Annotated in this window: 27 protein-coding genes; 16 read left to right on the forward strand and 11 right to left on the reverse strand. The window is 71.8% G+C overall.

Annotation, left to right across the window (positions count from 1 at the left end; translation table 11 throughout):
- Nucleotides 1-12 precede the first annotated feature (12 nt).
- Nucleotides 13-531, forward strand: coding sequence for a hypothetical protein (locus tag ABZS58_RS10005; protein WP_354779589.1), 519 nt, complete (start codon nucleotides 13-15; stop codon nucleotides 529-531).
- A gap of 33 nt (nucleotides 532-564) precedes the next feature.
- Nucleotides 565-1755: an esterase-like activity of phytase family protein gene (locus tag ABZS58_RS10010; RefSeq protein WP_354779591.1), complete on the forward strand. Its 1191-nt coding sequence runs from the start codon at nucleotides 565-567 to the stop codon at nucleotides 1753-1755.
- Between the two features lie 3 nt (nucleotides 1756-1758).
- On the opposite strand, the gene ABZS58_RS10015 is transcribed toward ABZS58_RS10010, so the two are convergent.
- Nucleotides 1759-2082, reverse strand: a complete 324-nt coding sequence (locus tag ABZS58_RS10015) for a DUF6401 family natural product biosynthesis protein (protein ID WP_354779593.1) — start codon at nucleotides 2080-2082, stop codon at nucleotides 1759-1761.
- Nucleotides 2083-2187: 105 nt separating this feature from the next.
- Between ABZS58_RS10015 and ABZS58_RS10020 the strand changes: the two genes are divergently transcribed.
- Together ABZS58_RS10020 and ABZS58_RS10025 are read left to right on the forward strand one after the other, a co-directional pair.
- Nucleotides 2188-2637 (forward strand): DUF6328 family protein, encoded by a 450-nt coding sequence (locus ABZS58_RS10020; RefSeq protein WP_354779595.1) that lies wholly within the window; start codon nucleotides 2188-2190, stop codon nucleotides 2635-2637.
- A gap of 128 nt (nucleotides 2638-2765) precedes the next feature.
- On the forward strand, nucleotides 2766-5261 hold the full coding sequence (locus ABZS58_RS10025; RefSeq protein WP_354779719.1) for a glycoside hydrolase family 9 protein: 2496 nt from the start codon (nucleotides 2766-2768) through the stop codon (nucleotides 5259-5261).
- Between the two features lie 82 nt (nucleotides 5262-5343).
- Here ABZS58_RS10025 and ABZS58_RS10030 read toward each other — a convergent pair whose 3' ends face one another.
- From ABZS58_RS10030 to ABZS58_RS10060, 7 genes are read right to left on the reverse strand one after another with little or no spacing between them, the layout of a single operon-like run.
- A complete protein-coding gene (locus ABZS58_RS10030; RefSeq protein WP_354779597.1) occupies nucleotides 5344-6057 on the reverse strand; it encodes an SRPBCC family protein in 714 nt (237 codons plus the stop codon).
- Entirely contained in the window at nucleotides 6041-7198 is a 1158-nt protein-coding gene (locus tag ABZS58_RS10035) for a VWA domain-containing protein (protein ID WP_354779599.1), read from the reverse strand. Before ABZS58_RS10035 ends, ABZS58_RS10030 begins: the two co-directional genes overlap by 17 nt.
- Nucleotides 7185-8051, reverse strand: a complete 867-nt coding sequence (locus tag ABZS58_RS10040; RefSeq protein ID WP_354779601.1) for a MoxR family ATPase — start codon at nucleotides 8049-8051, stop codon at nucleotides 7185-7187. The genes ABZS58_RS10035 and ABZS58_RS10040 overlap by 14 nt, the downstream gene beginning before the upstream one ends.
- Entirely contained in the window at nucleotides 8048-8962 is a 915-nt protein-coding gene (locus tag ABZS58_RS10045; protein ID WP_354779603.1) for an XdhC family protein, read from the reverse strand. The genes ABZS58_RS10040 and ABZS58_RS10045 overlap by 4 nt, the downstream gene beginning before the upstream one ends.
- A complete protein-coding gene (locus tag ABZS58_RS10050; RefSeq protein WP_354779605.1) occupies nucleotides 8959-11334 on the reverse strand; it encodes an aerobic carbon-monoxide dehydrogenase large subunit in 2376 nt (791 codons plus the stop codon). The genes ABZS58_RS10045 and ABZS58_RS10050 overlap by 4 nt, the downstream gene beginning before the upstream one ends.
- Entirely contained in the window at nucleotides 11331-11807 is a 477-nt protein-coding gene (locus tag ABZS58_RS10055; protein WP_354779607.1) for a (2Fe-2S)-binding protein, read from the reverse strand. The genes ABZS58_RS10050 and ABZS58_RS10055 overlap by 4 nt, the downstream gene beginning before the upstream one ends.
- Nucleotides 11808-11810: 3 nt before the next feature.
- The gene (locus ABZS58_RS10060) at nucleotides 11811-12689 is read right to left on the reverse strand and encodes a xanthine dehydrogenase family protein subunit M (protein WP_354779609.1); all 879 of its coding nucleotides are present in this window, start codon (nucleotides 12687-12689) and stop codon (nucleotides 11811-11813) included.
- A gap of 120 nt (nucleotides 12690-12809) precedes the next feature.
- Between ABZS58_RS10060 and ABZS58_RS10065 the strand changes: the two genes are divergently transcribed.
- Together ABZS58_RS10065 and ABZS58_RS10070 are read left to right on the forward strand one after the other, a co-directional pair.
- The gene (locus tag ABZS58_RS10065) at nucleotides 12810-13655 is read left to right on the forward strand and encodes a fused MFS/spermidine synthase (RefSeq protein ID WP_354779611.1); all 846 of its coding nucleotides are present in this window, start codon (nucleotides 12810-12812) and stop codon (nucleotides 13653-13655) included.
- Nucleotides 13656-13811: 156 nt separating this feature from the next.
- Nucleotides 13812-14891, forward strand: coding sequence for a branched-chain amino acid aminotransferase (locus tag ABZS58_RS10070; protein ID WP_354779613.1), 1080 nt, complete (start codon nucleotides 13812-13814; stop codon nucleotides 14889-14891).
- Here ABZS58_RS10070 and ABZS58_RS10075 read toward each other — a convergent pair.
- Entirely contained in the window at nucleotides 14888-15895 is a 1008-nt protein-coding gene (locus ABZS58_RS10075) for a hypothetical protein (RefSeq protein WP_354779615.1), read from the reverse strand. The two genes, ABZS58_RS10070 and ABZS58_RS10075, sit on opposite strands and share 4 nt — an antisense overlap.
- Nucleotides 15896-15974: 79 nt before the next feature.
- The gene (locus ABZS58_RS10080) at nucleotides 15975-16571 is read right to left on the reverse strand and encodes a VTT domain-containing protein (RefSeq protein WP_354779617.1); all 597 of its coding nucleotides are present in this window, start codon (nucleotides 16569-16571) and stop codon (nucleotides 15975-15977) included.
- A 75-nt stretch (nucleotides 16572-16646) separates the two neighbouring features.
- Here ABZS58_RS10080 and ABZS58_RS10085 point away from each other — a divergent pair, with 75 nt between their 5' ends.
- The 8 genes from ABZS58_RS10085 (at nucleotide 16647) to ABZS58_RS10120 (ending at nucleotide 23518) form a co-directional block, all read left to right on the forward strand.
- Complete coding sequence (locus tag ABZS58_RS10085; RefSeq protein WP_354779619.1) at nucleotides 16647-17801, forward strand: MFS transporter; 1155 nt, start codon at nucleotides 16647-16649, stop codon at nucleotides 17799-17801.
- Between the two features lie 59 nt (nucleotides 17802-17860).
- Complete coding sequence (locus tag ABZS58_RS10090; protein WP_354779621.1) at nucleotides 17861-18082, forward strand: hypothetical protein; 222 nt, start codon at nucleotides 17861-17863, stop codon at nucleotides 18080-18082.
- A 77-nt stretch (nucleotides 18083-18159) separates the two neighbouring features.
- Nucleotides 18160-19401, forward strand: coding sequence for a hypothetical protein (locus tag ABZS58_RS10095; RefSeq protein ID WP_354779623.1), 1242 nt, complete (start codon nucleotides 18160-18162; stop codon nucleotides 19399-19401).
- Between the two features lie 134 nt (nucleotides 19402-19535).
- Entirely contained in the window at nucleotides 19536-19898 is a 363-nt protein-coding gene (locus ABZS58_RS10100; protein WP_354779625.1) for a response regulator, read from the forward strand.
- The gene (locus ABZS58_RS10105; RefSeq protein WP_354779627.1) at nucleotides 19895-21379 is read left to right on the forward strand and encodes an MASE1 domain-containing protein; all 1485 of its coding nucleotides are present in this window, start codon (nucleotides 19895-19897) and stop codon (nucleotides 21377-21379) included. Before ABZS58_RS10100 ends, ABZS58_RS10105 begins: the two co-directional genes overlap by 4 nt.
- Nucleotides 21298-21933, forward strand: a complete 636-nt coding sequence (locus ABZS58_RS10110; RefSeq protein ID WP_354779629.1) for a HAMP domain-containing sensor histidine kinase — start codon at nucleotides 21298-21300, stop codon at nucleotides 21931-21933. The genes ABZS58_RS10105 and ABZS58_RS10110 overlap by 82 nt, the downstream gene beginning before the upstream one ends.
- A 68-nt stretch (nucleotides 21934-22001) precedes the next feature.
- Nucleotides 22002-23000 carry a hypothetical protein gene (locus ABZS58_RS10115; RefSeq protein WP_354779631.1) on the forward strand — a complete coding sequence of 333 codons (999 nt, stop codon included), beginning with the start codon at nucleotides 22002-22004 and terminating at the stop codon, nucleotides 22998-23000.
- 161 nt (nucleotides 23001-23161) lie between these two features.
- The gene (locus ABZS58_RS10120) at nucleotides 23162-23518 is read left to right on the forward strand and encodes a response regulator transcription factor (protein ID WP_354779633.1); all 357 of its coding nucleotides are present in this window, start codon (nucleotides 23162-23164) and stop codon (nucleotides 23516-23518) included.
- Here the strand turns inward: ABZS58_RS10120 and ABZS58_RS10125 are convergent.
- Nucleotides 23484-24143 carry a response regulator transcription factor gene (locus ABZS58_RS10125; protein WP_354779635.1) on the reverse strand — a complete coding sequence of 220 codons (660 nt, stop codon included), beginning with the start codon at nucleotides 24141-24143 and terminating at the stop codon, nucleotides 23484-23486. The genes ABZS58_RS10120 and ABZS58_RS10125 overlap by 35 nt on opposite strands.
- A gap of 41 nt (nucleotides 24144-24184) precedes the next feature.
- Here ABZS58_RS10125 and ABZS58_RS10130 point away from each other — a divergent pair, with 41 nt between their 5' ends.
- Both ABZS58_RS10130 and ABZS58_RS10135 read left to right on the forward strand, forming a co-directional pair.
- Nucleotides 24185-26095 (forward strand): CHASE3 domain-containing protein, encoded by a 1911-nt coding sequence (locus ABZS58_RS10130; RefSeq protein ID WP_354779637.1) that lies wholly within the window; start codon nucleotides 24185-24187, stop codon nucleotides 26093-26095.
- A gap of 138 nt (nucleotides 26096-26233) precedes the next feature.
- Nucleotides 26234-26473 (forward strand): hypothetical protein, encoded by a 240-nt coding sequence (locus ABZS58_RS10135; protein WP_354779639.1) that lies wholly within the window; start codon nucleotides 26234-26236, stop codon nucleotides 26471-26473.
- The last annotated feature ends 17 nt before the right edge of the window (nucleotides 26474-26490 follow it).

Genomic DNA, 26490 nt, shown 5'->3' on the forward strand with positions numbered 1-26490 from the left:
TAGAAAGCTTGCGTGACCCTACGGAAAGCCGTGCTGTCGGCGGGCGTCGTCCTGGCGCTCGCCGGCTGCGGCGATGACACGTCCGGCAAGGCGCAACAGCCCGGCACACAGCGCAACGGCGGGATCTACGACACCGTCGACGTGTGCGGCCTCGCCACCGACGACCAGCTCAAGGCGGCGCTCGGCGAGGCGCCGGGCGAGAAGGAGCGCCGCGACACCGACTCGCTCAAGGCGTGCGCGATCGACGGCGCCTCCGGCGGCTTCTACCTGTTCCTCTCGGTCGTCCGCCCTTCGATGGGCGCGCCGCAGCAGGTCGCCTACGACAGGGACGCGGCGGCGGACGCGAAGCAGATCGACGCGACCACGTTCTCGTTCGCCGACGCCGGCCAGGCATACGTGGAGACCGCCGACGGCGAGCTGGTCGTGCGGGCGTCGTTCGTCTACTACCAGGACGGCGGCACCATCACCGACGCACCGGCCGTCGTCGATCGGCTGCGCACGCTTCTCGGCGCCATCATCAAGAAAACGTAGGCGGTTCACTCTGGCCTCCTAGCGTCGCGGACCATGAGGAATCTCAGACGAGCCGGAATCGGCGCAAGTCTCGGCGTACTGACACTGGCGCTCGCCGCGCCCAGCGCCGTTGCCGCGCCCAAGGCTGAAGGCCGCGTCACCCTGACCGGATTCGCCGCGTTGCCGGCGGCCACGTTCGTCTCCGCCAGCGACCCGTCGGGCTCGCTGCTGGGCGGCACGCCGTCCAACGGGATCACCCCGCCGTTCGCCGACCAGCCGATCCAGGGCTTCAGCGGCATCGTCCGCAACGGCGACGGCACGTTCGACGTGCTGTCGGACAACGGCTACGGCAACAAGGCCAACAGCGCCGACTTCGTGCTGCGCATCCAACGGGTCGCGCCGGACTACCGCACCAAAACGGTCGACGTGGTCGGCGGCATCAACCTCACCGACCCGAACAGCTTCGTGCCGTTCGCGCTGACCCGGCCCGACCGGGTGCTCACCGGGTCCGACTTCGACGTCGAGTCGATCCAGCGGGCCAAGGACGGCACCTACTGGATCGGCGACGAGTTCGGCCCGTACCTGCTGCACTTCGACCGCGCGGGCCGGCTGCTGCAGGCGCCGATCCCGCTCGACGGGGTCCGCGCGCCGGAGAACCCGGCCGGGAACCCGAACCTCAACAGCAGCAAGGGCTTCGAGGGCCTCGCCCAGTCGCCCGACGGCCGGAAGCTGTACGCCCTGCTGGAGGGCACCGTCGCGGGCGACACCGCCGGATCGCTGCGGCTCAACGAGTTCGACGTGGCCTCGGCGAAGTACACGGGGAAGCGCTGGATCTACCAGCTGGAGGACCCGGCCAACGCGATCGGCGACGCCATCGCCGTCGACGACGACCGCTTCCTCGTCATCGAGCGCGACAACGGCCAGGGCGCGACCGCGAAGTTCAAGCGGATCTACCTCGCCGACAGGCGCGACCGCAACCGCGACGGCAAACTCGACAAGACCCTGGTCGCGGACCTCATGAACATCGCCGACCCGCGCCACCTGGGTGGCAGCGCCGACACGTTCACGTTCCCGTTCCAGACCATCGAGGACGTCGTCATCCTCGACGACCGCACGCTCGGCGTGGTCAACGACAACAACTTCCCGTTCTCCAACGGCCGTACGCCGGGACAGCCCGACAACAACGAGTTCATCACCATCCGGCTGGCGGACCCGCTGCACGCGGACAAGCGCTTCCTCAGGTAGTTCCTAGGCCGGGATCAGCGAGCAGACCGCCAGTAGGCGGAGCATCGCCCACGTCGGGCGGGACCAGTCGTCCAGGGTCTCGCCCGCGTCCCGGGCGGCGTCGCGGATCGCCGCCGCGTAACCGGCGAGGGCCACCGGGTCGAGCAGCGTGCCGCCGAGGGACTCCCGGATCGCGGCGGCGTGCTGGTCGACCCGCGCCAGCAGGTCGGGGCGGGCGGCGACCGCCAGGCGGCCGGGTCGTCCCACGGCGGACGCGAGCTCGGCCAGTCCGGCCCGGGCGATCCACGCGCGTCGACCGGACGTCAACTCATCGAAGGGTGCGCTCACGTTCGCGACCATAAGCCCAGCATGCGGTCGGTCGCAGCCCCGACGCGCCGGGTTTGGCCCGATCGCCAAGTTCGTCCCGCCGACCCGTTGGGTAATTGAACCCGCATGGCCGATCGCGACGAGACCCCAGATGAGCGGTTCGACCGGAACTGGAATGAATTGCTCCAGGAGCTGCGGGTCGCCCAGACCGGGGTGCAGATCCTGTTCGCGTTCCTGCTGGTGATCCCCTTCAACCAGCGGTTCGCCGAGATCACGGACATCCAGCGCGGCACGTACATCGTGACGCTGCTGCTCACCGCCCTGGCCACGCTGTGCCTGATCGCGCCCGTCAGCCACCACCGGATCCTGTTCCGCCGGGGACGCAAGAAGGAACTCGTGGAGTCCAGCAGCACCCTGGCCGGGATCGGGCTGGTGTTCCTGTGGCTGTCGGTGGTCGGCGCGGTCTTCCTGGTCTTCGAGGTCGTCGTCGCCACGTCATGGGCGATCGCGGTCGGCGCCGCGCTGGGGATCTCGTTCATCGTCGTCTGGTACGTGTTCCCGACGCTCAAACGTTGAGCACCTATTGACACTCCGTGTGCCGTGGGCCACAGTGGGAGCGCTCCCATTTCCCTTCCGCCACAAGGGGTGTCTGTGTGAAGCGCAAACTCTCGCTTGCCTTAGTAGCGGCGGTGCTGGTCGTGCCGATGACCGCATCCGCCGCATTCGCCGATCCGGCCGAACAGATCGTCAACGGCACCTTCGACAGCGGCACCGACCCGTGGTGGTGGACCGGCAACGCTCCGGCCGCCGTCGTGGCCGGCAGGCTGTGCGCGACCATCCCCGCCGGGACCACCAACCCGTGGGACGCCATCATCGGGCAGAACGCGGTCAAGCTGGAGGCGGGCGAGTCCTACAAGCTCTCCTTCTCGGCCAGCGCCACCACGCCGGTGACCGTCCGGGCGAATGTGCAGCTCGCTGCGCCGCCATACACGCAGGAACTGTCCGCGGCGCCGGCGCTGACCGAGACGCCGCAGACGTACAGTTACACCTTCACCGCGGCGGCCGACACCGACGCGGGTCAGGTCGCGTTCCAGGTCGGCGGCAGCGCCGTCGCGTGGACGCTGTGCCTCGACGACATCTCACTGCAGGGAGGTGCGCCGCCGCCCGTGTACGTGCCGGACACCGGCCCGCGGGTGCGGGTCAACCAGGTCGGTTACCTCACCAACGGCCCGAAGGCCGCCACGGTCGTCACCGAGGCGACCGCGGGCCTGCCGTGGCAGCTGCGCAACGCTGCCGGCGCGGTCGTCGCCACCGGCACGACCACCCCCGCCGGCGTCGACGCCACGTCCGGCCAGAACGTCCAGACGGCCGACTTCAGCTCGTACGCCGTCAAGGGCGCGGGCTACACGCTCACCGCCGACGGCGAGACCAGCGTGCCCTTCGACATCGGCGTCAACGACGCCTACGAGAAGCTGCGCGCCGACTCGCTGTCGTGGTATTACACCCAGCGCAGCGGCATCGAGATCCTCGACAGCATCGCCCCCGGCTACGCCCGCGCCGCCGGTCACCTCGGCGTCGCGCCCAACCAGGGCGACACCGACGTGCCGTGCCAGCCCGGCGTCTGCGACTACCGGCTCGACGTGCGCGGCGGCTGGTACGACGCCGGCGACCACGGCAAGTACGTCGTCAACGGCGGCATCTCGGTGTACCAGCTGCTGAGCACCTTCGAGCGGACCAAGGTCGCGGCCGGCGCCCGCGCGGACAAGCTCGGCGACGGCTCGCTGCGCATCCCGGAGCACGGCAACCAGGTGCCCGACGTCCTCGACGAGGCGCGCTGGGAGCTGGAGTTCATGCTGCGCATGCAGGTGCCCGCCGGTAAGCCCCTGGCCGGCATGGTCCACCACAAGGTGCACGACGCGGCCTGGACCGGCCTGCCGCTCGACCCCGCAGCCGACCCGCAGCCGCGCGAGCTGCACGCGCCGTCGACGGCCGCGACGCTCAACCTCGCCGCCACCGCCGCTCAGGGCGCCCGGCTCTTCCAGCCGTACGACAAGGCGTTCGCGGCGAAGCTCCTGGCCGCGGCGCGGACGGCGTACACGGCGGCGCTGGCCAACCCGGCCCGCTACGCCCTCGTCACCGACGGCACCGGCGGCGGCGCGTACGACGACGACAACGTGACCGACGAGTTCTACTGGGCCGCGGCGGAGCTGTTCATCAGCACCGGCGAGAAGGCCTACCAGGACGCGGTCGTGGCGTCGCCGTGGCACACCGCCGACGTGTTCCGCCCGGAGGGCTTCGACTGGAAGTTCACCGCGACGGCCGGCCGGCTCGACCTGGCGACCGTGCCCAACGCGCTGCCCGACCGGGCGCGGGTGCGGCAGTCCGTTGTGGACGGTGGCCGCGGCTACCTGCGGACGGTGCGGGGCAACGCGTACAACATCGCCTACAACCCGACGAACGGGAAGTTCGACTGGGGCTCCAACGGCCTCATCATGAACAACCTGGTCGTCATCGCCACCGCGTACGACATCAGCGGCGACACCGCGCTGCGCGACGGTGTGCTGACGGGCATGGACTACATCCTCGGCCGCAACGCGCTCAACCAGTCCTACGTGACCGGCTACGGCGAGCGGAACTCGCACAACCAGCACTCGCGGATGTACGCCCACCAGCTCAACCCGGCGCTGCCCAACCCGCCGGCCGGGTCGCTGTCCGGCGGCCCGAACTCCTCGATCCAGGACCCGGTCGCGTCGAAGATCCTGCCGGGCTGCAAGCCGCAGTTCTGCTACCTCGACGACATCGAGTCGTGGTCGACGAACGAGATCACCGTCAACTGGAACTCGACGCTGTCCTGGGTGTCGTCGTTCCTGGCGGACCAGGGCGAGGGCGGCGCGGTGGCGAAGTCGCCGTGCACCGTGACCTACACCCGGGTCCTGGACCTCGGCGGCGTGTACATCGCGTCGGCGACGGTCCGCAACACCTCGAAGCAGGCGCTGAACAACTGGTCGCTGCGCTTCGCCTACACCGGCACGCAGAAGGTCGAGCTGGCGGTCAACGGCACCGCCACGCAGACCGGCGCATCGGTGCAGGTCAAGCCGTGGCAGAGCAAACTGAAGCCGGGAGAGTCGACGACGATCCTGCTCGTCGGCAAGGTGGCGTGGGGCCCGAACGCGGCCCCGGCGGTCTTCACCTGCGGTTGATCGGGCGGCCGCATCGGATGGGGTGAGGAAAGGTAGGGGCACCGGCCGCGACCCGGCCGGTGCCCCTCGCCCTGTCCAGGTCTCAGACCAGCCAGACGACCAGCGCGACGATGACCGCCACCAGGACGACGACCGGAACCGCGATCTTGATGATGTTGGTGGTCCCGGCCGTTTCCAGCAGGTTGACCGGCTCCGCTTCGGGTCCGTCGATGGTACGGACCGGGGCGGCGCTCTGCTCGGTGACCTGAGCGGCCGCCTGGTTGGCCGGTGCCGTCGTCACCCCGTTGGCGTCGGGGACGGGAGCGGTCGGCAGGATCGCCTCGACCTCCTCCACCTGCCCGGCCGAGGGTGGCGTCTCGGCCAGTTGCGCCTCCAGGTTGGTGACGAACTGGCCCAGCAGCCGGGTGCTGATGTCGCCGATCGTGCTGCGGCCCATCTGCGCCAGGGGGCCGGCGATCGTCAGGTCGGTCTCCACGGTCACCTTCGTCGCGTCGCCCTCCGGCGTCAGGGTCGCTGTGACCAGGGCGGACGCGCGGCCCTTGCCGGACGCGTCGCGGCCGCGGGCGTCGATCACCGCCCGGTGCGCCGCCGCGTCGCGCTCCTTGAAGGTGGCGACGCCGGTGAACTGGGCGGTCATCGGGCCGACCTTCACCTTGACCTTGCCGTGGTACTCGTCGCCCTGCACGGAGGTGAGCTGGGCGCCGGGCATGCACGGCGCGATCCGCTCCAGGTCGGTCAGGACGGTCCAGGTTTCTTCGAGGGGGCGGTGGACGACGAATTCATTGGTGAGCAGCATGACGGGCACCTTCTCTGAGGGCAGCGAGGAGGGGATCCAGATCGGTGAGGGTGTGGGCGCTGACCACCGCGTCGCAGTAGGGCCACGCGGCGGCCATTCCGCCGACGAGCGGCCGGTAACGGGGACTGGCGGTGCGGGGGTTGACCCAGACGATGCGGTGGGCGAGCCGGGACAGCCGGGCCATCTCGGCGCCGACCTGCGCCGGGTCGCCGGTCTCCCAGCCGTCGGAGACGATGAGCACGACCGCGCCGCGGGCCATGCCGCGCCGGCCGTAGGTGTCGTTGAAGGCCTTCAGCGCGGCGCCGATGCGGGTGCCGCCGGACCAGTCGGGGGCGGCCTGCCCGGCGCGGTGCAGGGCGACCGCCGGGCGGGTCCGGGCGAGGATCTTCGTCAGGCGGGTCAGTCTGGTGGCGAAGGTGAACACCTCGGCGCGGGAGGTGCCGGCCGCGCAGTACAGCAGCTGCAGCATCGCCCTGGCGTAGGGCTCCATCGACCCGGAGATGTCGCACAGCGCGACCAGCCGCCGGGGCCGCACGCGCGGCTCACGCCGCATCAGCCGGACCGGATGCCCGCCGGTGCGCCGGGCCCGCCGCAGCGTGGCCCGCAGGTCGACGGCGTCGCCGAAGGCCCGCGAGCGCATCCTCCGCGTCCGGCGCGGCGGGGTGGCCACGGCGAGCCGCCGCATCAGATCCGCCAGTTCGGTCAACTCTGCGGGGGTCAGCGTGGCGAAGTCCCGCGACGCGAGCCGTTCGGTCGCGCTGCCGACGGTGGCGACCGGGATCTCGATCTCCTTGGCGGTCGACGCGCTGCCCGGCGGCGGCGGACCCGCGGACGGGGTGCTGCCGGAAGAAGCACTGGTCGTGGAGGTGCCGGTGGCGTTGGGGTCGCCGCGGAAGTCGGCCGGGTCGTCGGCGTAGCCGCGGAAGACCGCGTCGAAGACCCGGTCGAGGATCTCGAACTGCTCGGGATGGCAGGTCAGCGTCGCCCGGGCGCAGCGGTGCAGCTCCGCGGTCGTGGTCGGGGCGAGGAGGGTCACGGCCCTGGCGAAGCGCTCGCCACGGTCCGGCCCGACGGGCAGCCCGGCGTCGTGCAGCGCCGCACCGAACGCGGCGACGAGCCCGGCCAGGTCACCCCGTGACAAGGTCCGCCAGTCCCGTTCGGCGGGCCAGCTCCTCGTCCTCGCGATACTTGAGGACCGCGCCGAGGGTCGCGTCCGCGGACCTGTCGTCCAGCGGCAGGCCCAGCAGGCGCAGGGCGTTGGCCCAGCTGATCGCCTCGGCGACGCCCGGCGGCTTGGTCAGGTCCAGCCCACGCAGCCGCGACACCGCGCCCGCGACCCGCGACGCGAGCAGCTCGCCAGCGCCCGGCACCCGCTGCCGGATGATCGCGGCGACCCGGTGCGCGTCGGGGTAGCCGATCCAGTGGTACAGGCAGCGGCGCAGCAGCGCGTCGTGCAGGTCCCGGGTCCGGTTGCTGGTGAGCACGACGACGGGTGGCACCACCGCGGTCCGGGTGCCGAGCTCGGGGATCGTCACCGACCCCTCGGCGAGCAGCTCGAACAGGAACGCCTCGAACTCGTCGTCGGCCCGGTCGACCTCGTCGATGAGCAGCACCGCGGGGCGCGGGCCGGGGTGTTCGACCGCGGCGAGCAGCGGCCGGCGCAGCAGGTATTCGGGGGCGAAGAGGTCCGCCTCGCGGGGTACCTCGCCGCGGGCCTCGGCCAGGCGGATCCCGAGCAGCTGGCGGGGATAGTTCCACTCGTAGAGGGCCTCGGCGGCGCTGAGCCCCTCGTAGCACTGCAGCCGGATCAGCGGGGTGTCCAGCGCGGCGGCCAGGGCGCCCGCGGCGGCGGTCTTGCCGACCCCGGGCTCGCCTTCGAGCAGGATCGGCTGGCCGAGCCTCACCGACAGGAACAGCGCCGTGGCGAGCCCCTGCTCGGCGAGGTAGCCCTGCCCGGCGAGCCCGTCGACCAGCTCATCGATGGACGCCGTCACAGGTACCGGGCCGGGTTGTCGATGAACGCCCGCCGGCAGCCGGAGCCGCAGAAGTAGTACATGGTGCCCTCGTGCTCGTACTGCAGCGCGTCCGGCGAGATCGCCACGTCCATCGCGCAGACGACGTCCTTGGCCACGGCCACCTGCGACACGACCGGCTGGAGGAGCGGCAGGTCGATCCTCGTGAAGGGTGGCGGCGCGGTCTGCCGGGGGCGGCTGGCGATGACCTCGGCGAGGATGGACAGGGCGATCTCCGGCGCGGTCCGGGCGCCGATGTCCAGGCCGGCCGGGGCGTGGATCCGGTCCTTCTCCGCGGCCGTCAATGTCAGCTCGTCCAGGACGGCCGCGGCCCGCTTGCGGCTGGCGACGAGGGCGATGTACGGCACGCCGGCCTTGACCGCCGCCGTGAGGACCTCGACCTCGTCGCGGCCGTGCGAGGCGACGACGACCGCCGACGCGTCCAGCGGCAGCGCCTCCGCGGGTCCGCGGACACCGTCCCAGCCGATCGAGCGGGCCACGTCGACCATCGCGCGGGCCACGGGTGCCTCGCCGTGCACGTACACGAGCGGCGCCGGGATCATCGTCTCCAGGAAGATCTCCAGGGTGCCGCCCGACAGGCACGGATTCGCGACGGTGAGCAGACCCTCGCGCTCGTCGTCGGCGTCGCCTGAGGAAGGGGTGATCCGCAGCAGGGTGGACTCGCCCGTCTCCAGGAGCCGGAGCCCTTGGAGGCGGACGGTCGACTCGGCGCAGGTGCCGCCGACGAACCCCTCCATCGTGCCGTCCGGCAGCACGAGGGCGCGGTCTCCCGCCTTGGCGCTGGTCGGCCGCTCGGCGCGCACCACCGTCGCGAGGACGAAGGGGGTGCGGTCCGCCCGCAGCCGGTCGGCACGATGAAGGAGATTCGTCATGAGATGGCGAGGTCCGTTCGGATCGGGCGGCCCTGGACGGCGCGCCACACGTTGGACGGGGTGAGCGGCATGTCGGCGTGCCGGACCCCGAAGGGCTTCAGCGCGTCGAGGACCGCGTTGACCACGGCGGCCGGCGAGCCGACGGTCGCGGACTCGCCGACGCCCTTGGCGCCGATCGGGTGGTGCGGCGACGGCGTGACCGTCTCGCCGAGTTCCCACGACGGGCACTCCAGCGAGGTCGGCAGCAGGTAGTCCATGAGCGACGCGCCGAGGTGGTTGCCGTCCTCGTCGAACGCCATGAGCTGCATGAGCGCCATGCCGATGCCGTCGGCGAGGCCGCCGTGCACCTGGCCCTCGACGATCATCGGGTTGATCCGCACGCCGCAGTCGTCCACGGCGATGAACCGGCGGACCTTGACCTGGCCGGTGGCCGGGTCGACGTCGACGACGCAGATGTACGCGCCGAACGGGTAGGTCAGGTTCGGCGGGTTGTAGACCGTCGTCGCGTCCAGGTGGCCCTCGACGCCCTCGGGCAGCTCCAGGCTGGAGTGCGCGGCCATGGCGATCTCCTGGATCGTCTTGGCCTGGTCGGGGTCGCCCTTGACGAAGAACTTCCCCTTCTCCCATTCCAGGTCGTCCGGGGACACCTCGAGCATCGCCGACGCGACGATCCTCGCCCGGTCGCGGACCTTGCGGGCCACGATCGCGGTCGCCGCGCCCGACACCGGGGTGGAGCGGGAGCCGTAGGTGCCGAGGCCGAACGGGGTGTTGTCGGTGTCGCCGTGCACCACGTCGATGTCGTCCGGGGAGATGCCGAGCTCCTCCGCGACGATCTGCGCGAAGGTCGTCTCGTGCCCCTGCCCCTGGGACTGCACCGACAGGCGCAGCACCGCCTTGCCGGTCGGGTGGACCCGCAGCTCGGCGCCGTCGGCCATGCCGAGGCCGAGGATGTCCATGTGCTTGCGGGGGCCGGCCCCGACGCCCTCGGTGAAGAAGCTGATGCCGATGCCCATGTACTCGCCGCGCTGGAGCTTCTCGGCCTGTTCGACGCGCAGCTTCTCGTACCCGACCATGTCCATGGCCAGGCGCAGCGCCTTCGGGTAGTCGCCGGAGTCGTACTCCCAGCCGGTGGGCGTGGTGTACGGGAACTGCGCCGGCTGGAGCAGGTTCTTCATCCGCAGCTCGGCCGGGTCCATCTTCAGCTCGAACGCGAGCAGGTCGATCATGCGCTCGACCAGGTACGCGGCCTCGGTGATCCGGAACGAGCAGGCGTACGCGACGCCGCCGGGTGCCTTGTTGGTGTAGACGCCCTTGACGTTGCAGGACGCCGCCTCCAGGTCGTAGGACCCGGTGAAGATGTGGAAGAAGCCGGCCGGGAACTTCGTCGGCTGGGCCGTGCCGTTGAACGCGCCGTGGTCGGCGAGCACGTCGACCCGCAGCGCGCGGATCTTGCCGTCCTTCGTCGCCGCGATCTCGCCGCGCATGTGGTAGTCGCGGGCGAACGCGGTGGCGGTCAGGTGCTCGTTGCGGTCCTCCATCCACTTCACCGGCTTGCCGGTGACGATGGAGCCGACGATCGCCAGGACGTAGCCGGGGTAGATGCCGACCTTGCCGCCGAAGCCGCCGCCGATGTCCGGGGAGATGACCCGGATCTTGTGCTCCGGCAGGCCCGCGACGAGCGCGTAGACCGTCCGGTGCGCGTGCGGTGCCTGGGTGGTCGAGTAGATCGTCAGCTTGCCGCTGACCTTGTCGAAGTCGGCGACCGCGCCGCACGTCTCCAGCGGGGACGGGTGCACCCGGGGGTACAGGATGTCCTCCGCGACCACGACCTCCGCGGAGGCGAAGACCGCGTCGGTCTTCTCCTTGTCGCCGGCGGACCAGTCGAAGATGTGGTTGTCGGTCTTGCCCTCCTTGTCGTCCCGGATGACCGGGGCGCCTTCGGCGAGGGCCTGCTTCGCGTCGGCGACGACGGGCAGCGGCTCGTATTCGACCTCGATGAGCTCCAGGGCGTCGCGCGCGATGTAGTGGTTGTCGGCGACGACGAACGCGACCTCCTGGTTCTGGAAGCGGACCTTGTCGGTCGCGAGCACGGCCTGGGTGTCGTAGGACAGGGTCGGCATCCAGGCGAGGCTGAGCGTCTCCAGGACCGCTCCGGTGATGACGGCCTTGACACCCGGCAGCGCCTCCGCCGCGCTCGTGTCGATCGAGACGATCTTCGCGTGGGCGTACGGGCTGCGCAGGAACGACCCGTGCAGCATGCCGGGCAGGTTCACGTCGTCGACGTAGGTGCCCTTGCCCCGCACGAACCGCGCGTCCTCCTTGCGGTGCATGCGGCCGAAGCCCATAGGCGTGGCGTTCTCGGTGACGGTCATGCCTTTGCCTCCGCCGCTTCGTGTTCGGCCGCCCAGCGGACCGAGCGGACGATGTTCTCGTAGCCCGTGCACCGGCAGATCTGGCCGGAGATCGCCTCGCGGATCTCCTGCTCCGACGGGTCGGGGTTCTTGTCGAGCAGGCAGCGGGCGGTGAGCATCATGCCGGGGGTGCAGAAGCCGCACTGCAGGCCGTGGCACTGCACGAAGCCCTGCTGGACCGGGTCCAGACCGTCCGCGCGCTCGAGCCCTTCGACGGTGCCGACCCGCTTGCCGTCGGCCATCACCGCCAGGACGGTGCAGGATTTGACGGGCACGCCGTCCAGGGTCACGGTGCACACGCCGCAGTTGGACGTGTCGCAGCCCCAGTGCGTCCCGGTGAGGCCGAGGTCGTTGCGCAGGAAGTGCACCAGCAGCAGCCGGGGCTCCACGTCGCGGGTGTGGCTCTCGCCGTTCACCGTCACGGTGATCTGCATGGTTCAGGCCTCCTGACCCCGCGCGCGGGCGGCCGCGGCGCGCAGCGCGCGCACGGTCAGCTCGCCGGCGAGGTGACGCTTGTAGTCGACCGGTCCGCGCTGGTCGGCGACCGGGTTGCTGGCTTCCGCGGCGATGCGTCCCGCCTCGGCGAAGCTCTCCTGCGTGGCCGGCTTCCCGACGAGGAACGCCTCCGCCTCCGCGGCGCGGAAGTGCTCGGCGCCGACCGCGGCGAGCCCGATGCCCACGCGGCTGACACTGCCGTCGGCGTCGGTCCAGATCGCGGCGCCGGCCGCGGCGACCGCCCAGTCACCGACGCGGCGCTCGACCTTGACGTACGCGGAGCCGCCACCCGGGCGGATCGGCACGCGCACCTCGGTGAGCAGCTCGCCGGCCTCGACGACCGTCTCGTAGGGCCCGACGTGGAACTCGGTCAGTGGCACGGTGCGCGACCCCCGCGGACCGTGGATCACGACCGAGGCGTCGACGGCGGCGAACGCGGCGGAGAGGTCCTCGGCCGGGTCGGCCTGGCACAGGGAGCCGCCGACGGTGCCGCGGTTGCGCACGATCGGGTCGGCGATCACCCGCTCCGCGTCGCGGAAGATGCGGTAGTGCTCCTCGACGAGCGCGGAGTCGAGCAGCTCGGCGTGCCGGGTCAGTGCGCCGATGCGCAGCTCGCCACCCTCGACCCGGATGTAGGACAGCTCGCTGACGTCGTTGATGTCGATCAGCGCCGTCGGCCGGGCCAGGCGGAGCTTCATCATCGGGATCAGGCTGTGACCGCCGGCGATGACCCGGGCGTCCTCGCCCCACTGGGACAGCAGGTCGAGAGTCTGGCTCACCGTCGTCGCTTTCGCGTATTCGAATGCGGCGGGTACTTGCATCGCGCCTCCGCGTGAGGGAATCGTTCGGGGACCAACGGGAGAATGTTCGTCCTAAAGGCGACATTGAACAACACCCGGTGACAAAAATTCTTCACGTGAACGATAGCTACGGTGGTGCCCATGGGTCGTCAGAAGCGCGTTGCCGGGATCGTCGAGGAGATCGGCGGCGGCGTCGCCGAGCTGCGCCCCGACGACGGGCGGCCGGGCCGGTGGACGTTGCTCATCGACGGGTATCCGCAGTCCGCCGTCGACCTGGACGATCCGAGCCGGCTCGACTTCGAGTACATGCGCCGCCTCGCGTCGATCGTCGACGGGGTCGCACCCGCCGGCGCCCCCTTGTCGGTGCTGCACCTGGGCGGCGGCGCGCTCACGATGGCCCGCTACGTCGCCGCGACCAGGCCCGGCTCCTCGCAGCGGGTCGTCGAGCTCGACGCGGCGCTGATCGACCTCGTCCGCCGGGTGCTGCCGCTGCCGCGCGGCGCCGACATCCGGGTCCGCGCGATGGACGCCCGTGCCGCCGTCGAATCGATGTCCGGCGGTCGCTTCGATCTCATCATCGCCGACGTGTACCGGGGTGCCCGGGTGCCGGCGCACCTCGCTTCGCTGGAGTTCCTGACCGCCGGGGCGAACCTGCTGCGGCCCGGCGGCGTCTACGCGGCGAACCTCGCCGACGGCGCCGGGCTGGCGTTCGCCCGGGGGCAGGTCGCGACGTTGCGGTCGCTGTACGGCGACGTGTGCCTGCTCGCCGAGCCGTCCGTGCTGCGCGGCCGGCGCTTCGGCAATGTCATCCTGGCCGCGTCGTCGGCGCCGCTGCCGGTCGCCGGGTTCGCCCGGGCCGGCGCCGCGGACGCGTTTCCGGCCAGGCTCGTGCACGGCGACGACCTGGACCGCCTGGTCGCGGGCGCCCGGGTGGTCACGGACGCGATCGCGACCGAGTCCCCCGCGCCGCCGCGCGACCTGTTCTGACGCCGCTGCCGCCCAGTTCCCGGCACCTCGCTGACACGCCGTTGCCGAGAACCCTTGCTGCTGCCCAGTTCCCGGCGCCTCGATGACGTACCTTGCTACTGCCCAGTTCCCGGGAAGGTCCTTAGGCATCGTTCAGTAAGCGCTTACAGTCGCGGAATGCTCGAATTCGCAACCGTTTCCGCTTCCGCCTCCCGCCGTTCTACCGCGGAGCGTGCCGCCCTGATGAGCGACCCCGGTTTCGGTCGCGTCTTCACCGATCACATGGTCACCGTGCGGTACGCCGACGCGAAGGGCTGGTACGACGCCCGGCTCGAGCCGTTCGGCCCGCTCTCGCTCTCGCCGGCGACCGCCGCTCTGCACTACGGGCAGGAGATCTTCGAGGGCCTGAAGGCCTACGCGCAGCCCGACGGCGGCGTCGCCCTCTTTCGCCCCGACGCCAACGCCCGCCGCCTCAACGTCACCGCCGGGCGTCTGGCCATGCCGCGGCTGCCCGAGGAGCTGTTCCTGCGCTCCATCGAGGTGCTGGTCGAGGCGGACAGGGAGTGGGTGCCCACGCGCGACGGACAGAGCCTGTACCTGCGTCCGTTCATGATCGCGACCGACCCGTTCCTCGGCGTGCGACCGTCCCTGGAGTACCTGTTCGCCGTCATCGCCTCGCCGGCCGGCTCCTACTTCGCGGGCGGCGCCAAGCCCGTCACGATGTGGGTCACCCAGGAGTATTCGCGGGCCGCGCCCGGCGGCACCGGCGCGGTGAAGACCGCGGCCAACTACGCCGCCAGCCTCCTCGCGCAGGCGCAGGCCCAGGAGGCCGGCTGCGACCAGGTGGTCTTCCTCGACTCGGTCGAGCGCCGGTACATCGAGGAGGCCGGCAGCAACAACCTCTTCTTCGTCTACGACGGCGAGCTGGTGACCCCGCCGCTCAACGGCTCGATCCTGCCGGGCGTCACCCGCGACTCGGTGCTGCGGCTCGCCGCCCACCTGGGCCTCACGGTCACCGAGCGGCCCTACAGCCTCGACGAGTGGCGCGAGGACGCCCGCTCGGGCCGGTTGCGGGAGACCTTCGCCAGCGGCACCGGCGTCGTCATCAGCTCGATCGGCACTGCCCGCACCGCCGACGGCGAGTTCACCATCGCCGGCGCCGTCGAGGGACCCTTCACCACGAAGATCCGCGACACGCTCGTCGGCATCCAGCGCGGCACGGTCGAGGACCCCTTCGGCTGGCGGCGGACCCTTTAATACATCGAAAGATGCACGTGGTTGGTGTGGTCGCTGGACGGGTCGCCGTTGCCGCCGCTGTATGAGTGCCAGCCGGCGGCCGGCGTCCACACCTGGCGGAACCAGATGACGTAGAGCACGCCGAGCGCGCTCGCGTTGCGGACGAAGAACGCGGCGAGGTTGCCGCCGTAGGTCTTGTCCCCGCCGGTCGCGACCCCGCCGAAGCCGCCGGCCTGGGCGGCGAAGTCGCACGCGCGGCCCTTCGGATGCTCATACGGTCCGGAGGGCCGGAAGCACGAGTAGTAGCGCGTGAAGCCGGCCTTCTGGGCCTCCTTCGCCGCGTGGATGGTGCGCGGCGTGACGCAGCCGCTCGTGGTCGGGTCGTCGATGATGCAGTTCTCTTTCGGCCACGAGCCGTTGGCGTTGCGCGGCGCCGGCGTCGCGAGGGGCGAGTTGGCGTTGACGTAGCCGTTGGCCCGGCCGCCCATCTTCACCAGGGCGGCCTCGGCGTCCTTCTTCTTCTTCGCCATGACGTCGGTCTGCGCCTGCTGCTGGGCGACCTCCGCGTCGACGGCCTTCTTCGCCTCGCCGAGCTCCTGCTGCAGCTTGGTGAGCTCGGCGATCTGCCGGTCGTTGTAGCGGGCGATGGTGTTGACCATCATCGTGCGCTCCATGAACGACTCGGCGTCGTCGCTCTGGATCAGCGCCGCGGCGGTGCGGACCCCGCCGGTGCGGTAGGCGGCGCCGGCGATGACGTTGACCTCGGCGAGGATCACGTCCAGCTGCCCCTGCATCGCCGCGACCTTCGTGTTGAGCTCGGCCTGGCGCTGCTTGGAGACCTCCAGGATGCCCTGGGCGTCGAGGAAGTCGCCGTTGGCCTTGTCCAGGAGCTCACCGAGGGTCATGTTGGCGGTGCCCTCGTCCGGTGCCGCGGTCGGATCGCCGGGCGCCGCGCCGGCCGGCACCGCCCAGGCGCCGATCATGACGAGCGCAACGAGCAGCGAGGCGATGATGCGGTTGCGCAACGGGATCCCTTCCGCGGGGCAGGTCAGCCGTCAGATTACCGACTGCCTCCGCGAAGCACAGGACCCAGAACGCGTACGTTCAGCTACCGACCGTAGCCATGCGGCGGGTCGTGAACAGCGCCACCCAGCCGAACGTCAGGCCGAGACCCACCGTCACCAGCGTGGTCATGCCGCCGGTCGGGAGCAGCCCCGACACCCGCGTGGCGGCGAAGCCGAGACTCACGTAGAGCCCGCCCCACAGGGCGGAGCCGAGCGCCGCCGAGCGCAGGAACCGCAGGTACGGCATCCGCAGCCCACCGGCCGCGAGCGGCACGAGCGTGTTCAGAAACGGCAGGAACGGCGCCGTGACCAGGATCCGGGCGCCGCCGGTGCGGACCACGTGATCGGCCTTCGCCCAGCGCGCCTCGCCGATCCAGCGGCCGAACCGGCCCTCGCGCAGCCGCTGCCCGAACGTCCAGCCGACGACGAAACTCAGTGACCAACCGGCGAGGCAGCCTGCGATGATCCAGCCGAGGCTGCTCAGCGGATCGGCCGCACCGGCCGTGGTGAGGATGGCGACATCGGCCGGGATGAGGATGCCGAGCAGCGGGATGGAGTCGAGCAGCATGACGAGCCCGAGCGCCAGCCCCAGCAGTGCGGCGGGCAGGCTGTACATCGGTTCGAGCCACTCGGTCATGCGGATGACGCTATGGCCGAACGGATAAGAGACGCATCAGGGAGCGACCCCGAGTCGACCCCGAGTGGGCTCCGGGTGCTGCTCGGGGCGCGCGGCATCTCGTCCGCCGGCGACGCGCTGAGCATGGTCGCGCTGATGCTGCACGTGGCCGGCACGACCGGGCAGGCCCTCGCGGTCGCCGCCCTGCTGCTCGCCGGCGACTTCGTGCCCTCACTCATCGCGCCGTTCGCCGGTGCGCTCGCCGACCGGCTCGACCGGCGCCGCCTGATGATCGGCTGCGAACTCGTCCAGGCGCTGGCCGTGCTCGCGATCGCGCTGTTCCTGCCGTCGCTGTGGCTGCTGCTGGCGCTGGTCGCCGCGCGGGCCGTCGCCGGGCAGGTCTTCCAGCCGGCGTCGCGAGCCGCCGTGCCGTCGCTGGTGCCGTCGCTGCGGCTCGCCGCCGCGAACGCCCGGCTCGGCCTGGTCACCAACGTCGCCGAGCTGGGCGGCCCGCTGCTCGCCGCGGCCCTGCTGCCGTGGCTGGGCACCCGCGGTGTCCTGGCGGTCGACGCGGCGTCGTTCCTGATCTCCGCGGCGCTGCTGACCCGGCTGCCGCGGCTCGCGCGGGTCGCGGTGGACGGCTCGCTCTGGCAGGGCGCCGGGACCGGCCTGCGGTATCTGGTGCGGCACCGGACCGTGCGGGTCGTCGCGCTCGGCTTCTGCGCCGTCGTCCTGTGCACGGGCGTCGACGACGTCGCCCTGGTCGTCCTGGCGAAGGAGCACCTGCGCGCGAGCGACTCCGTGGCGGCCCTCCTGCTGGGTGCCGTCGGTCTCGGCCTCACCGCCGGCTACGCCCTGCTGTCCCGGATGGGTGACCGGGCGCGGATGGGGGCGCTCTTCGTCGCGGGGCTCGCCGTCAGCGCCGCCGGCAACCTGCTCACCGGTGCTTTCGCCGGCGTCGCGTGGGCCGCCGCGGTGGTGTTCGCGATGCAGGCGGGGCGCGGGCTGGGCATCGCCGCGATCGACGTGGGCAGCAACACACTGCTGCAGCGGCTCGTCCCCGACGAGATGCTCGGGCGGGTCTTCGCGAACCTGTACGGCGCGATCGGCGCCGCCGCCGCGCTGTCCTACCTGGGCGGCGGCCTGCTGCTGGACGCCACGGACGCGCCCACCACCCTGATCGTGGCCGGCGCCGGCGGGGTGCTCGCCGCGCTGCTGTGTGGAGCCGCACTCGCCCGGCGCGTCGATTGAGGACATCGACGGAGTTTTTGCTAGCCTCCCCGCTAGCAAACGGCTAGCAGGAGTGTGGGTTGGAAGCGACAGACAACGCGGTGACGATGCCACCGCAGCGCGCCAGGTTCGAGCGGGTGCAGCTCAACACCCGGGTCCGGGTGGAGATCGGGCAGGCCCTGCAGCGCTTCGTCGAAGACCACAACACCACCGTGCAGAGCTCGGTGGATCTCGCGCTGGCCGAGTTCCTCGCGGCGCGGGGCTACCCGCTGCCCGCAACGGATGACAGGAGAAGCCGGTGACCTCGCCGGGCAAATCACGACCGGGAATCGTAGAACTCGATGCCGACCTGCAACGCACGGTCCGGCGCACCTCATACATGCGCCAGCTGTTCTACTTCGTGGTGCTGCTGGTCGCCCTCGCCGGGCAGGTGTCCGGCGCGGTCGAGGCACTCGGCATCCCGCTGCTGTGGGCCGTCCCCGCAGTCGGCGCGCTGGAGCTGGGCGGCATCGTGGTCCTCGCCAACGCCGACGTCCGGCGGCGGCTCGGCGAGCGTGCGACAGCCTCCCGGGTGCTGTCCGCGGCCATCGCCGGCTTCGCCGTCGCCTTCAACTGGCTGGCCCACGACAACAAGCTCCTCGCCGGGTTCTTCGCCGGCATGTCGCTGCTGGGGTATCTGGTGTGGCTGATGCACACCGAGAACCAGCGCCGCGACCGGCTGCGGGCCACCGGCGACCTGCCGCCGACGACTCCCGCGTATGAGGTCGTCGGGCACTGGATCCGGCACCCCTGGCTGACCCTGCGGGCCAAGAACCTGGCGAAGGCCGACGACGGGCTCGGCCTCTACACGTCGCTGGCGGCCGCCCGCGCCGAGAAGCGCAAGGAGGTGCGCACCAAGGCGATCGCCAAGGTGCTGCACCGCAAGATCCGCGCCGCGGTCGACCCGACGACGGCCGACATCGCGGTCGCCGTCTACGACCTGGACGAGATCGCCGTGCGGCTCGCCGACGGCGCCGACTACGACGGCCTCACCGCGCTCATCGCCGCCGACCTGTCCCCGGCCCGCCTGGCGTCCGACGCCCGGGTCATCTCCGTCGTCGACGAGCCCGCGCCGCGCCCGGCGATCGCGGAGGCCGTGCAGGGGCCGGCGGAGGAGCAGTTGACGCTTCCCGAGGTGCCGCTGGTGGCGGAGGTGCAGGAGGTGGAGGTGCTGCCCGAGCCGCCGGCCCGGGCCGTCTCCCCGCTGGGCGAGCTGCGCGGCGAGATCGAGGGGATCCTGCCCACGCCGGTGCCGCGCCGGGCCCGTGGCCAGTCGAAGGTGGTCACCGTGGAGCCGATGCCGGACCTCGGTGACGAGCCGACGCTCACGCCGAGCCGGGCGATCCGCGAGGGCTCGCTTCGCAGCCAGGTGCACGCGGCCCTGCACGAGCACGTCCCGGACAACGACCCCCGCGACACGATGACCCTGACGTCGTTCGTCGGGGAACTGCTGGACCTCAACGACGTCGAACGCCTGACCGCTTCCAATTACGTACGGACGTGGAAGCGCGAGGTCGACGCGGGTCGCCGCGCGTCGGTGAACGGCCGCCACTTGCAGGACGTGATTCCAACCAAGCGGTGACGCGCCCCGGCCTGGCGGTCGCGGTTTCGAGGCGGGTTCCCACCCCACATCCCCCATGCGCCACCCCGTGACGCGCTCAAGCTCAACACAACCCCTCGCCTGTCGATCACAAAGGTGACAGGCGGGGGGCCGGTATGGCGCGGATTCTGGTCGTGGACGACGAGCAGGACGTCCTTGAGCTGATCGTCAGGCGGCTGCGCGGCGACGGGCACGAGGTCCTCTCCGCCGGCAGCGGCACCGAGGCGCTCGACGCGGTCGCCCTGCACGGGCAGCCCGATGCCGCGATCCTCGACGTGGACCTGCCGGGCATGGACGGCATCGAGCTGCTGCACCGGTTGCGCGAGCTGCGGGCCGGCCTGCCCGCCATGTTCCTCACCGTGCTGTGGGACGGCGAGGTCGTCGCCCGCGTCCGCGACACCGGTGCCCTGTACATCCGCAAACCCTTCACCATCGAGAGCCTCAGGACCGCGCTCGACATGGTGCTGGTGCCCGGATGACGGCCTCGCTCGCGCGGACCGCCGCCTGGTCCGCGCTCTGCCTCCTGGCCACGTTCGCGGGGCGGATGACCATCATCGACGGCACCAGCCTCAGCCTGGTGTGGCCGGCCGCGGGGGTCACCGTCATGTGGTTCTCGATGCAGCGGCGGGCCAGGCTGCGCTGGGCGGACCCGCTGATGCTGGGGGTCATCACCGTGACGGCGAACCTGGCGACCGGCGCGCCGCTCGCCCTCGCCCTCTGGTTCTTCGCGGCCAACCTGACCCAGGTGACCGTGTTCCTGCGGGTGCACGCCCGGCTCAGCCCGGGGCTGTGGGGCGCCGGCGGCGACGCGCCGCTCGCGCGCTCCGCCGACCTGTGGCGGCTGCTGGTCGCCACCGCCGCGGGCACCGGCGCCGGCGCCGTGCTGGGGCCGACCGGGATCTGGCTGGTCACCGGCCACGTCTCCTGGATGGACGCCGCCGTCTGGTTCACCCGCAACGGCGTCAGCATCCTGCTGATCCTGGCCGTCGGGCTGCGGATCGGCCACCACTGGCGCACCGGCCCGCACCTGCGGCGGGTCGCCCCGCTGCGGCTCGCCGAGTACGGCGCGCTGATCGCGTGCTCGATCAGCGCGTACATGGTCGGCTTCGCCCTGAACCACGGGCTGCCGCTGGCGTTTCCGCTGCTCGCCGTCACCGTGTGGGCCGCGCTGCGGCTGCACACCACCTTCGTGGTCCTGCACGACCTGTGCCTGGGCGCCATGGCCGTGCTCTTCACCCTGCACGGCGACGGGCCGTTCGCCACGATCGCGTCGCACCAGACGCGGGCGCTGGTCGCGCAGGCGTTCGTCGGCATGGTCGCCATCGTCGGGCTGTCGATCGCCCTCGGCCGGGACGAGCGCAACGAGCTGCTGGGCCGGCTCACCGACACCGGGCGGGCCGCGGCCGCGCAGGCCCAGCTGCTGACCACCATCGTCGACTCGATGAGGGAAGGCCTCGCCGTGATCCGGGCCGACGGCAGCTGGGCGATGCGCAACCCCGCCGCCCTGGCCCTGCTCGGCGGGGTGACCAGCGGCACCGGCACGGTCGCGGATCCGGACCACTACGGCCTGTTCCGCCCCGACGGCACCCGGCTGCCGCAGGAGGAGATGGCGCACACCCGGGCCCTCGCCGGCGAGGACGTGCCCAGCATGGAGCTGCTGGTGCGCAACAGCGGCGTCCCCGACGGCCGGATCCTGAGCGTCAGCGCGCGCCGGCTGCAGGGCGACGACGGCGTGGTGGTCGTCTTCCACGACGTCACGGCTGAGCGCCGGCAGCGCGACGAGCTCACGTCCTTCGCCGGCGTGGTCGCGCACGACCTGCTCAACCCGCTGACCACGATCGACGGCGGGCGGAGAACCTCGACGAGGGGCTGCGTGCCATGCCCGACACGGCTGCGCAGCGCGACGCCGTCGACAGCCTCAGCCGGATCGTCCGGGCCTCCGGCCGCATGCGGCACCTGATCAACGACCTTCTCGCGTACACCACCAGCCGCAACGCCATGATCGCGCCGGTCGACGTGCGGCTGCGGGACCTCGTCAGGGACGTGACCACGGCCCGCGCCGACCTGGCGGCGACGGGCGCCGCCCCGGCGCCGGTGTTCACCCTCGGCCGGTTGCACGACGTGCACGCCGACCCCGTGCTGCTGCGCCAGCTCGTCGACAACCTGATCAACAACGCGGTGAAGTACACCGCTGCGGGCGTCGTGCCGAGCATCGGGATCAGCTCGGAGCGGATCGTGGGCGACCTGGTCCGGGTCGACATCACCGACAACGGCATCGGGATCCCGGCCGGGCAGCACGAGGCGATCTTCAACAACTTCCACCGGGCGCACCGCTCCGCCGGGTACGCCGGCACGGGCCTCGGCCTGGCGATCTGCAAGCGCATCGTGGAGCGGCACGGCGGCGCGATCGTGGCGGTGGACAACCCCGGCGGGGGCACCAGATTCGCCTTCACGCTGCCGAAGGCGCCGCAGAGTGTCGTACACCACCCTGTTAAAGCGAACGTTCGTTCTTGACGCATCCACGCCCGAGCCGCATGCTCGTGGTTGTAAGCGAATGAACGTTCCTTTTAGGGAGACCCCCGATGGCACCCACCGCACCCCGGTCGGCCTGGCCCCGCGTCGGCGCGATCGTGCTCCTGCTCACCGCCCTGCTCAGCCTGATCATGATCGCGTTCGCCTGGCCCGCGACCCGGTCCAGCGTCCACGACATCCCGATCGCGGTCGCCGGCCCGCCCGCCGCCACCGCGCAGGTCGCCCAGCAGCTGCAGGCCAAGCGCCCCGGCGCCTTCGACGTGACCGTCGTGGACGGCACCGCCGCCGCCGAGAAGCTCATCCTCGACCGCGACGTCTACGGCGCCATCGACGTCTCCAGCGGCCGCCCGCAGCTGATCATCGCCACCGCTGCCAGCCCGGCCGTCGCCCAGGCCCTCCAGCAGGTGGCCCAGGCGCTGGGCGGTGCCGAGCCGGCCGTGCCGGTCCGCGACCTGGTGCCGCTGCCCGCCGACGACCAGCGCGGCGCCGGCCTGGCCGCGGGTGCGCTGCCGCTCGTGCTCGGCGGGATCGCCGCCGCGGGCATCCTCACCACGCTCGTGATCGGCGTCGCCCGCCGCATCGCCGGGGCGCTGGCCTTCTCGGTCACCGGCGCGCTCTCCCTCACCGCGATCCTGCAGTTCTGGCTCGGCTCGATCGAGGGCTCCTACTGGCTCAACGCCGGCGCGGTCGCCCTCGGCATCGCCGCCACCGCCCTGACCATCCTCGGCCTGGAGTCCCTGCTCGGCGCCGCCGGCCTGGGCCTCGGCGCGGCGAGCATGATGCTGCTGGGAAACCCGTTGTCGGGCCTGAGCAGCGCCCCGGAGATGCTGCCGTCCGGCTGGGGCACGCTCGGCCAGTACCTCCCGCCGGGAGCGGCCGGCTCGCTGCTGCGCAGCACGGCCTTCTTCGACGGACACGCCGCCGCGCCGCACGTCTGGGTGCTGGCCGGCTGGGTGGCCCTCGGCCTGGTCCTCGCCGCCCTGGCGGCGGTGCGCACCGCTCGCCGCCCCGCCGTGGTGGAGCCGGCGGCTGAGCTGGTCACCGTCTGACAGCCGGCCTTCCCGCCGGCCTTCCGGCCGGCGGGAAGGCCGCGCCGCGCCCTCTCCGGCCGGCCGGCCGCTGTGAATTCTGCGGTGGCAGTGTCGTTCTGCGGGTGCTCTTCCTGTTAGCCGCAAGGTCGGTGGGCGGTTCGCCTGGCACCGTTCAAGGTATGACGATCCGCTGCGTCATAGTCGACGACTCGGAGCGCTTCCGGGCCGGTGCCAGGCGCTTGCTGACCGCGCAGGGCATCTCGGTCGTCGCCGACGCGGCCGACAGCCAGGAGGCGCTGCGGGTCATCCATGCGTCCCGCCCGGATGTCGTCCTGGTGGACGTCGGTCTCGGTGAGGAGAGCGGCTTCGACCTCGCGGCGCGGATCGAGGTCACCCCCGTCATCATGGTGTCGGCGTTCGCCGCCGAGGAGATCGCGGACCTGATCGCCGACAGCCGGGCGATCGGCTTCCTGCCGAAGGAGCAGGTGTCGGCCGCCGCGATCACGTGCCTGATGACGCGGATTCGAGGAACGTGAGGACGGCCAGGACCCGCCGGTGCGTCTCGTCGGTCTCGGGCAGGTCGAGCTTCGTCAGGATCGACCGGACGTGCTTCTCGACGGTGCCCTCGGTGACCCACAGCTGCTTGGCCACACCCGCGTTGGACCGGCCCTCCGCCATCAGGGCGAGGACCTCCCGCTCGCGCGGGCTGAGCACGTCGAGCGGATCCCGCCGCCGGTGCGCCGCGACGAGCTCCTGCACCACCGCCGGGTCGACCACCGTCCCGCCGTCCTGCACCCGCTGCAGCGTCTCCAGGAACTCCTCGACGTCGGTGATCCGGGTCTTGAGCAGGTAGCCGATCCGCTCGCCGCTGGCCAGCAGCTCGATCGCGTGCTCCACCTCGACGAACGCCGACAGCACGAGGATCGCCACCGACGGGAACCTGGCCCTGATCTCCCGCGCCGCGGCCAGGCCCTCGTTGGTGTGTGTCGGTGGCATGCGGATGTCGACGACCGCCAGGTCGGGCTTGACCTCCTCGACCAGCCGCAACAGGTGTGTCCCGTCGTCGGCGACGCCGACCACGGAATACCCATGACGGTCGAGCAGGCTGGCGAGGCCCTCCCGAAGCAGTACGTCATCGTCAGCGACCACCACAGATGTCATCAAACCCAACATATCCCCGCTTCAGGGGGTAGGACACCCTCATGCATGGGGGGTTGACGCTCCGCCTCGGGGTGACCTGCGCGCTCTTCACGCTTCTGATCAGCACGGCGTTCGCCGCGATCCTGCTGTCGGTCTACCAGCTGCGGTCGGCCGTGCTCACGGTCAGCAAGGCCGAGCGCGCGGTGTCGGCGGCGACCACCCTCGAGCGGCTCCTGCTGGACGTGGAGGCGGGCCGGCGCGGCTTCGCGCTCACCCGCGACCCGGCGCTGCTGGTGCCCTGGAAGGAGGCGCAGGACCAGATCCCCGCCCAGCAGGAGGAGCTGACCTCGGCGGTGGCCGGCAACCCGGCGCAGGCGGACCGCATCGCCGCGCTCAACGTCGAGGTCGCCGCCTACCTCGACGACTACGCCGACCCCTCCATCGCCACGCAGGAGGGCGCCGTGCCGAAGAACATCAACGACGCCTCGATCCGCGACGGGCAGCGGAAGATCTCCGCGCTGCGCGCGCAGTTCGACAACTTCGCCGGCGAGCAGCGGCTCGCCGTCGAGCAAGGCCGGCGCGAGGCGATGCTCGCCGGGCAACGCGCCCTCGTCGCCGGGATCGCCGGCTTCGCCACGTCGCTGTTAGCCGTCGCCATCCTGACCCGCTCCCTCGCCGTGATGGTGGTCCGGCCGCTGCACCGGCTGGTGTCCGCCGCCGCCGAGGTCGCCCGCGGCGATCTGAGTGTCCGCGTCGTCGCCGACGCGCCAGTGGAGATCGGCAGCATGCAGCGCACGTTCAACTCGATGGTCGGCGCCCTGCAACGCAGCCGCACCACGCTCAGTTCGGTCGCCGCCGAGCAGGCGGCGCTCCGCCGGGTGGCGACCGTCGCCGCCAAGGGCAAACCGGCCGAGGCGGTGTTCGGCGCCGTCACCGAGGAGGCCGGCAAGCTCTTCGGCGCCGACGCCACCGCCCTGCTGCGCTTCGAGCCCGACGGCGGCGGCACCGTCGTGGCCACCTGGTGCGAGGACGCCACGCACCGCATCGCGCTGGGCCGGGTCAAGCTGGACCACGAGGGGGTCAGCAGCCGGGTCCTGCGCTCCGGCAAGCCGGTCCGCCTGGAGGGCCCGCAGAGCGCGGGTTTCCTGGCCCGCGAGTCCGGCGACGTCTCGATCCGCTCCGCGATCGGCGCGCCCGTCCTCGTCGCCGGCCACACCTGGGGCGTGCTGAAGGCCCTGTCGACCTGCGCCCGGCCACTGCTGCAGCACGACGCCGCCCGGGCCGCCGAGTTCACCGACCTGGTCGCCAGCGCGATCGCCAACTCGCAGGCCCGTGCCGACCTGACCGCGTCGCGGGCCAGGGTCGTCGCCGCGACCGACGAGAGCCGCCGCCGGATCGAACGCGACCTGCACGACGGCACCCAGCAGCGGCTGATCGCGCTGCTGCTGCAGCTGCGGGAGACCGAGACCCAGGTCGAGGGCGGGCTGCAGCCGCGGCTGCGGGGGATCAGCGCCGACCTCGCCGAGGCCATCGACGAGCTGCGCGAGCTCGCCCGCGGCATCCACCCCTCGATCCTGTCCGAGGGTGGCCTGGTGCCCGCCATCAAATCGCTCGGCCGCAGGTCGCCGGTACCGGTGGAGGTCCACCTCGACCTGCCCACCCGCCTCGACACGAAGATCGAGATCGGGGCCTACTACGTCGTCGCCGAGGCGCTCACGAACGCGATCCGGCACGCCCACGCGACCCTGATCTGCGTCCGCGCCTCGACCGCCGACGGGTTTCTCGACCTCTCCATCGAGGACGACGGTGTCGGCGGTGCCGATCCGCACACCGGCACCGGCCTGATCGGCCTCGGTGACCGGGTCGCCGCCCTCGGCGGCACCATGCACATCGCCAGCCGGCACGGCCGGGGCACTACGCTGGAGGTCAAGGTCCCACTGGTGACCGCACTCGATAAGGGTGATGCCGGTTGAGAAGCCGGTGGCGGCCAGCCGGTATGTCCGGGTCGGGAAACCCGCAGGGCCAGACGCATGCTGGCGCAGATGCCCCGCACCCTCACCCGAGCGACGGTGGACGGGACACCCCCCGACCTCTGTGAGAGGTGAATGACGATGACGACCTGCCTGGTCGACCCGGTCCTGTGCATGGCCCTGTTCGTCTCCGACACCCCCAACCACGCCGATCTGGACGACGCCACCGTCCGGGTCACCGTCGACCAGACCCTCGACCAGCTCGGCCCGGACGAGTGCTACGCCCGCGCCGCCGAGGTCTTCGGCGACCGCCCCGAGGTGGCGCTGGACCGCATCCAGTGGGCACGCACGCTGTGCTCCCGCGCCCTGGCCACCGTCTGACCCGTCCGCATCAGCAC

It is taken from the genome of Dactylosporangium sp. NPDC005555 (assembly GCF_040605635.1).
Taxonomy (GTDB): Bacteria; Actinomycetota; Actinomycetes; order Mycobacteriales; family Micromonosporaceae; genus Dactylosporangium.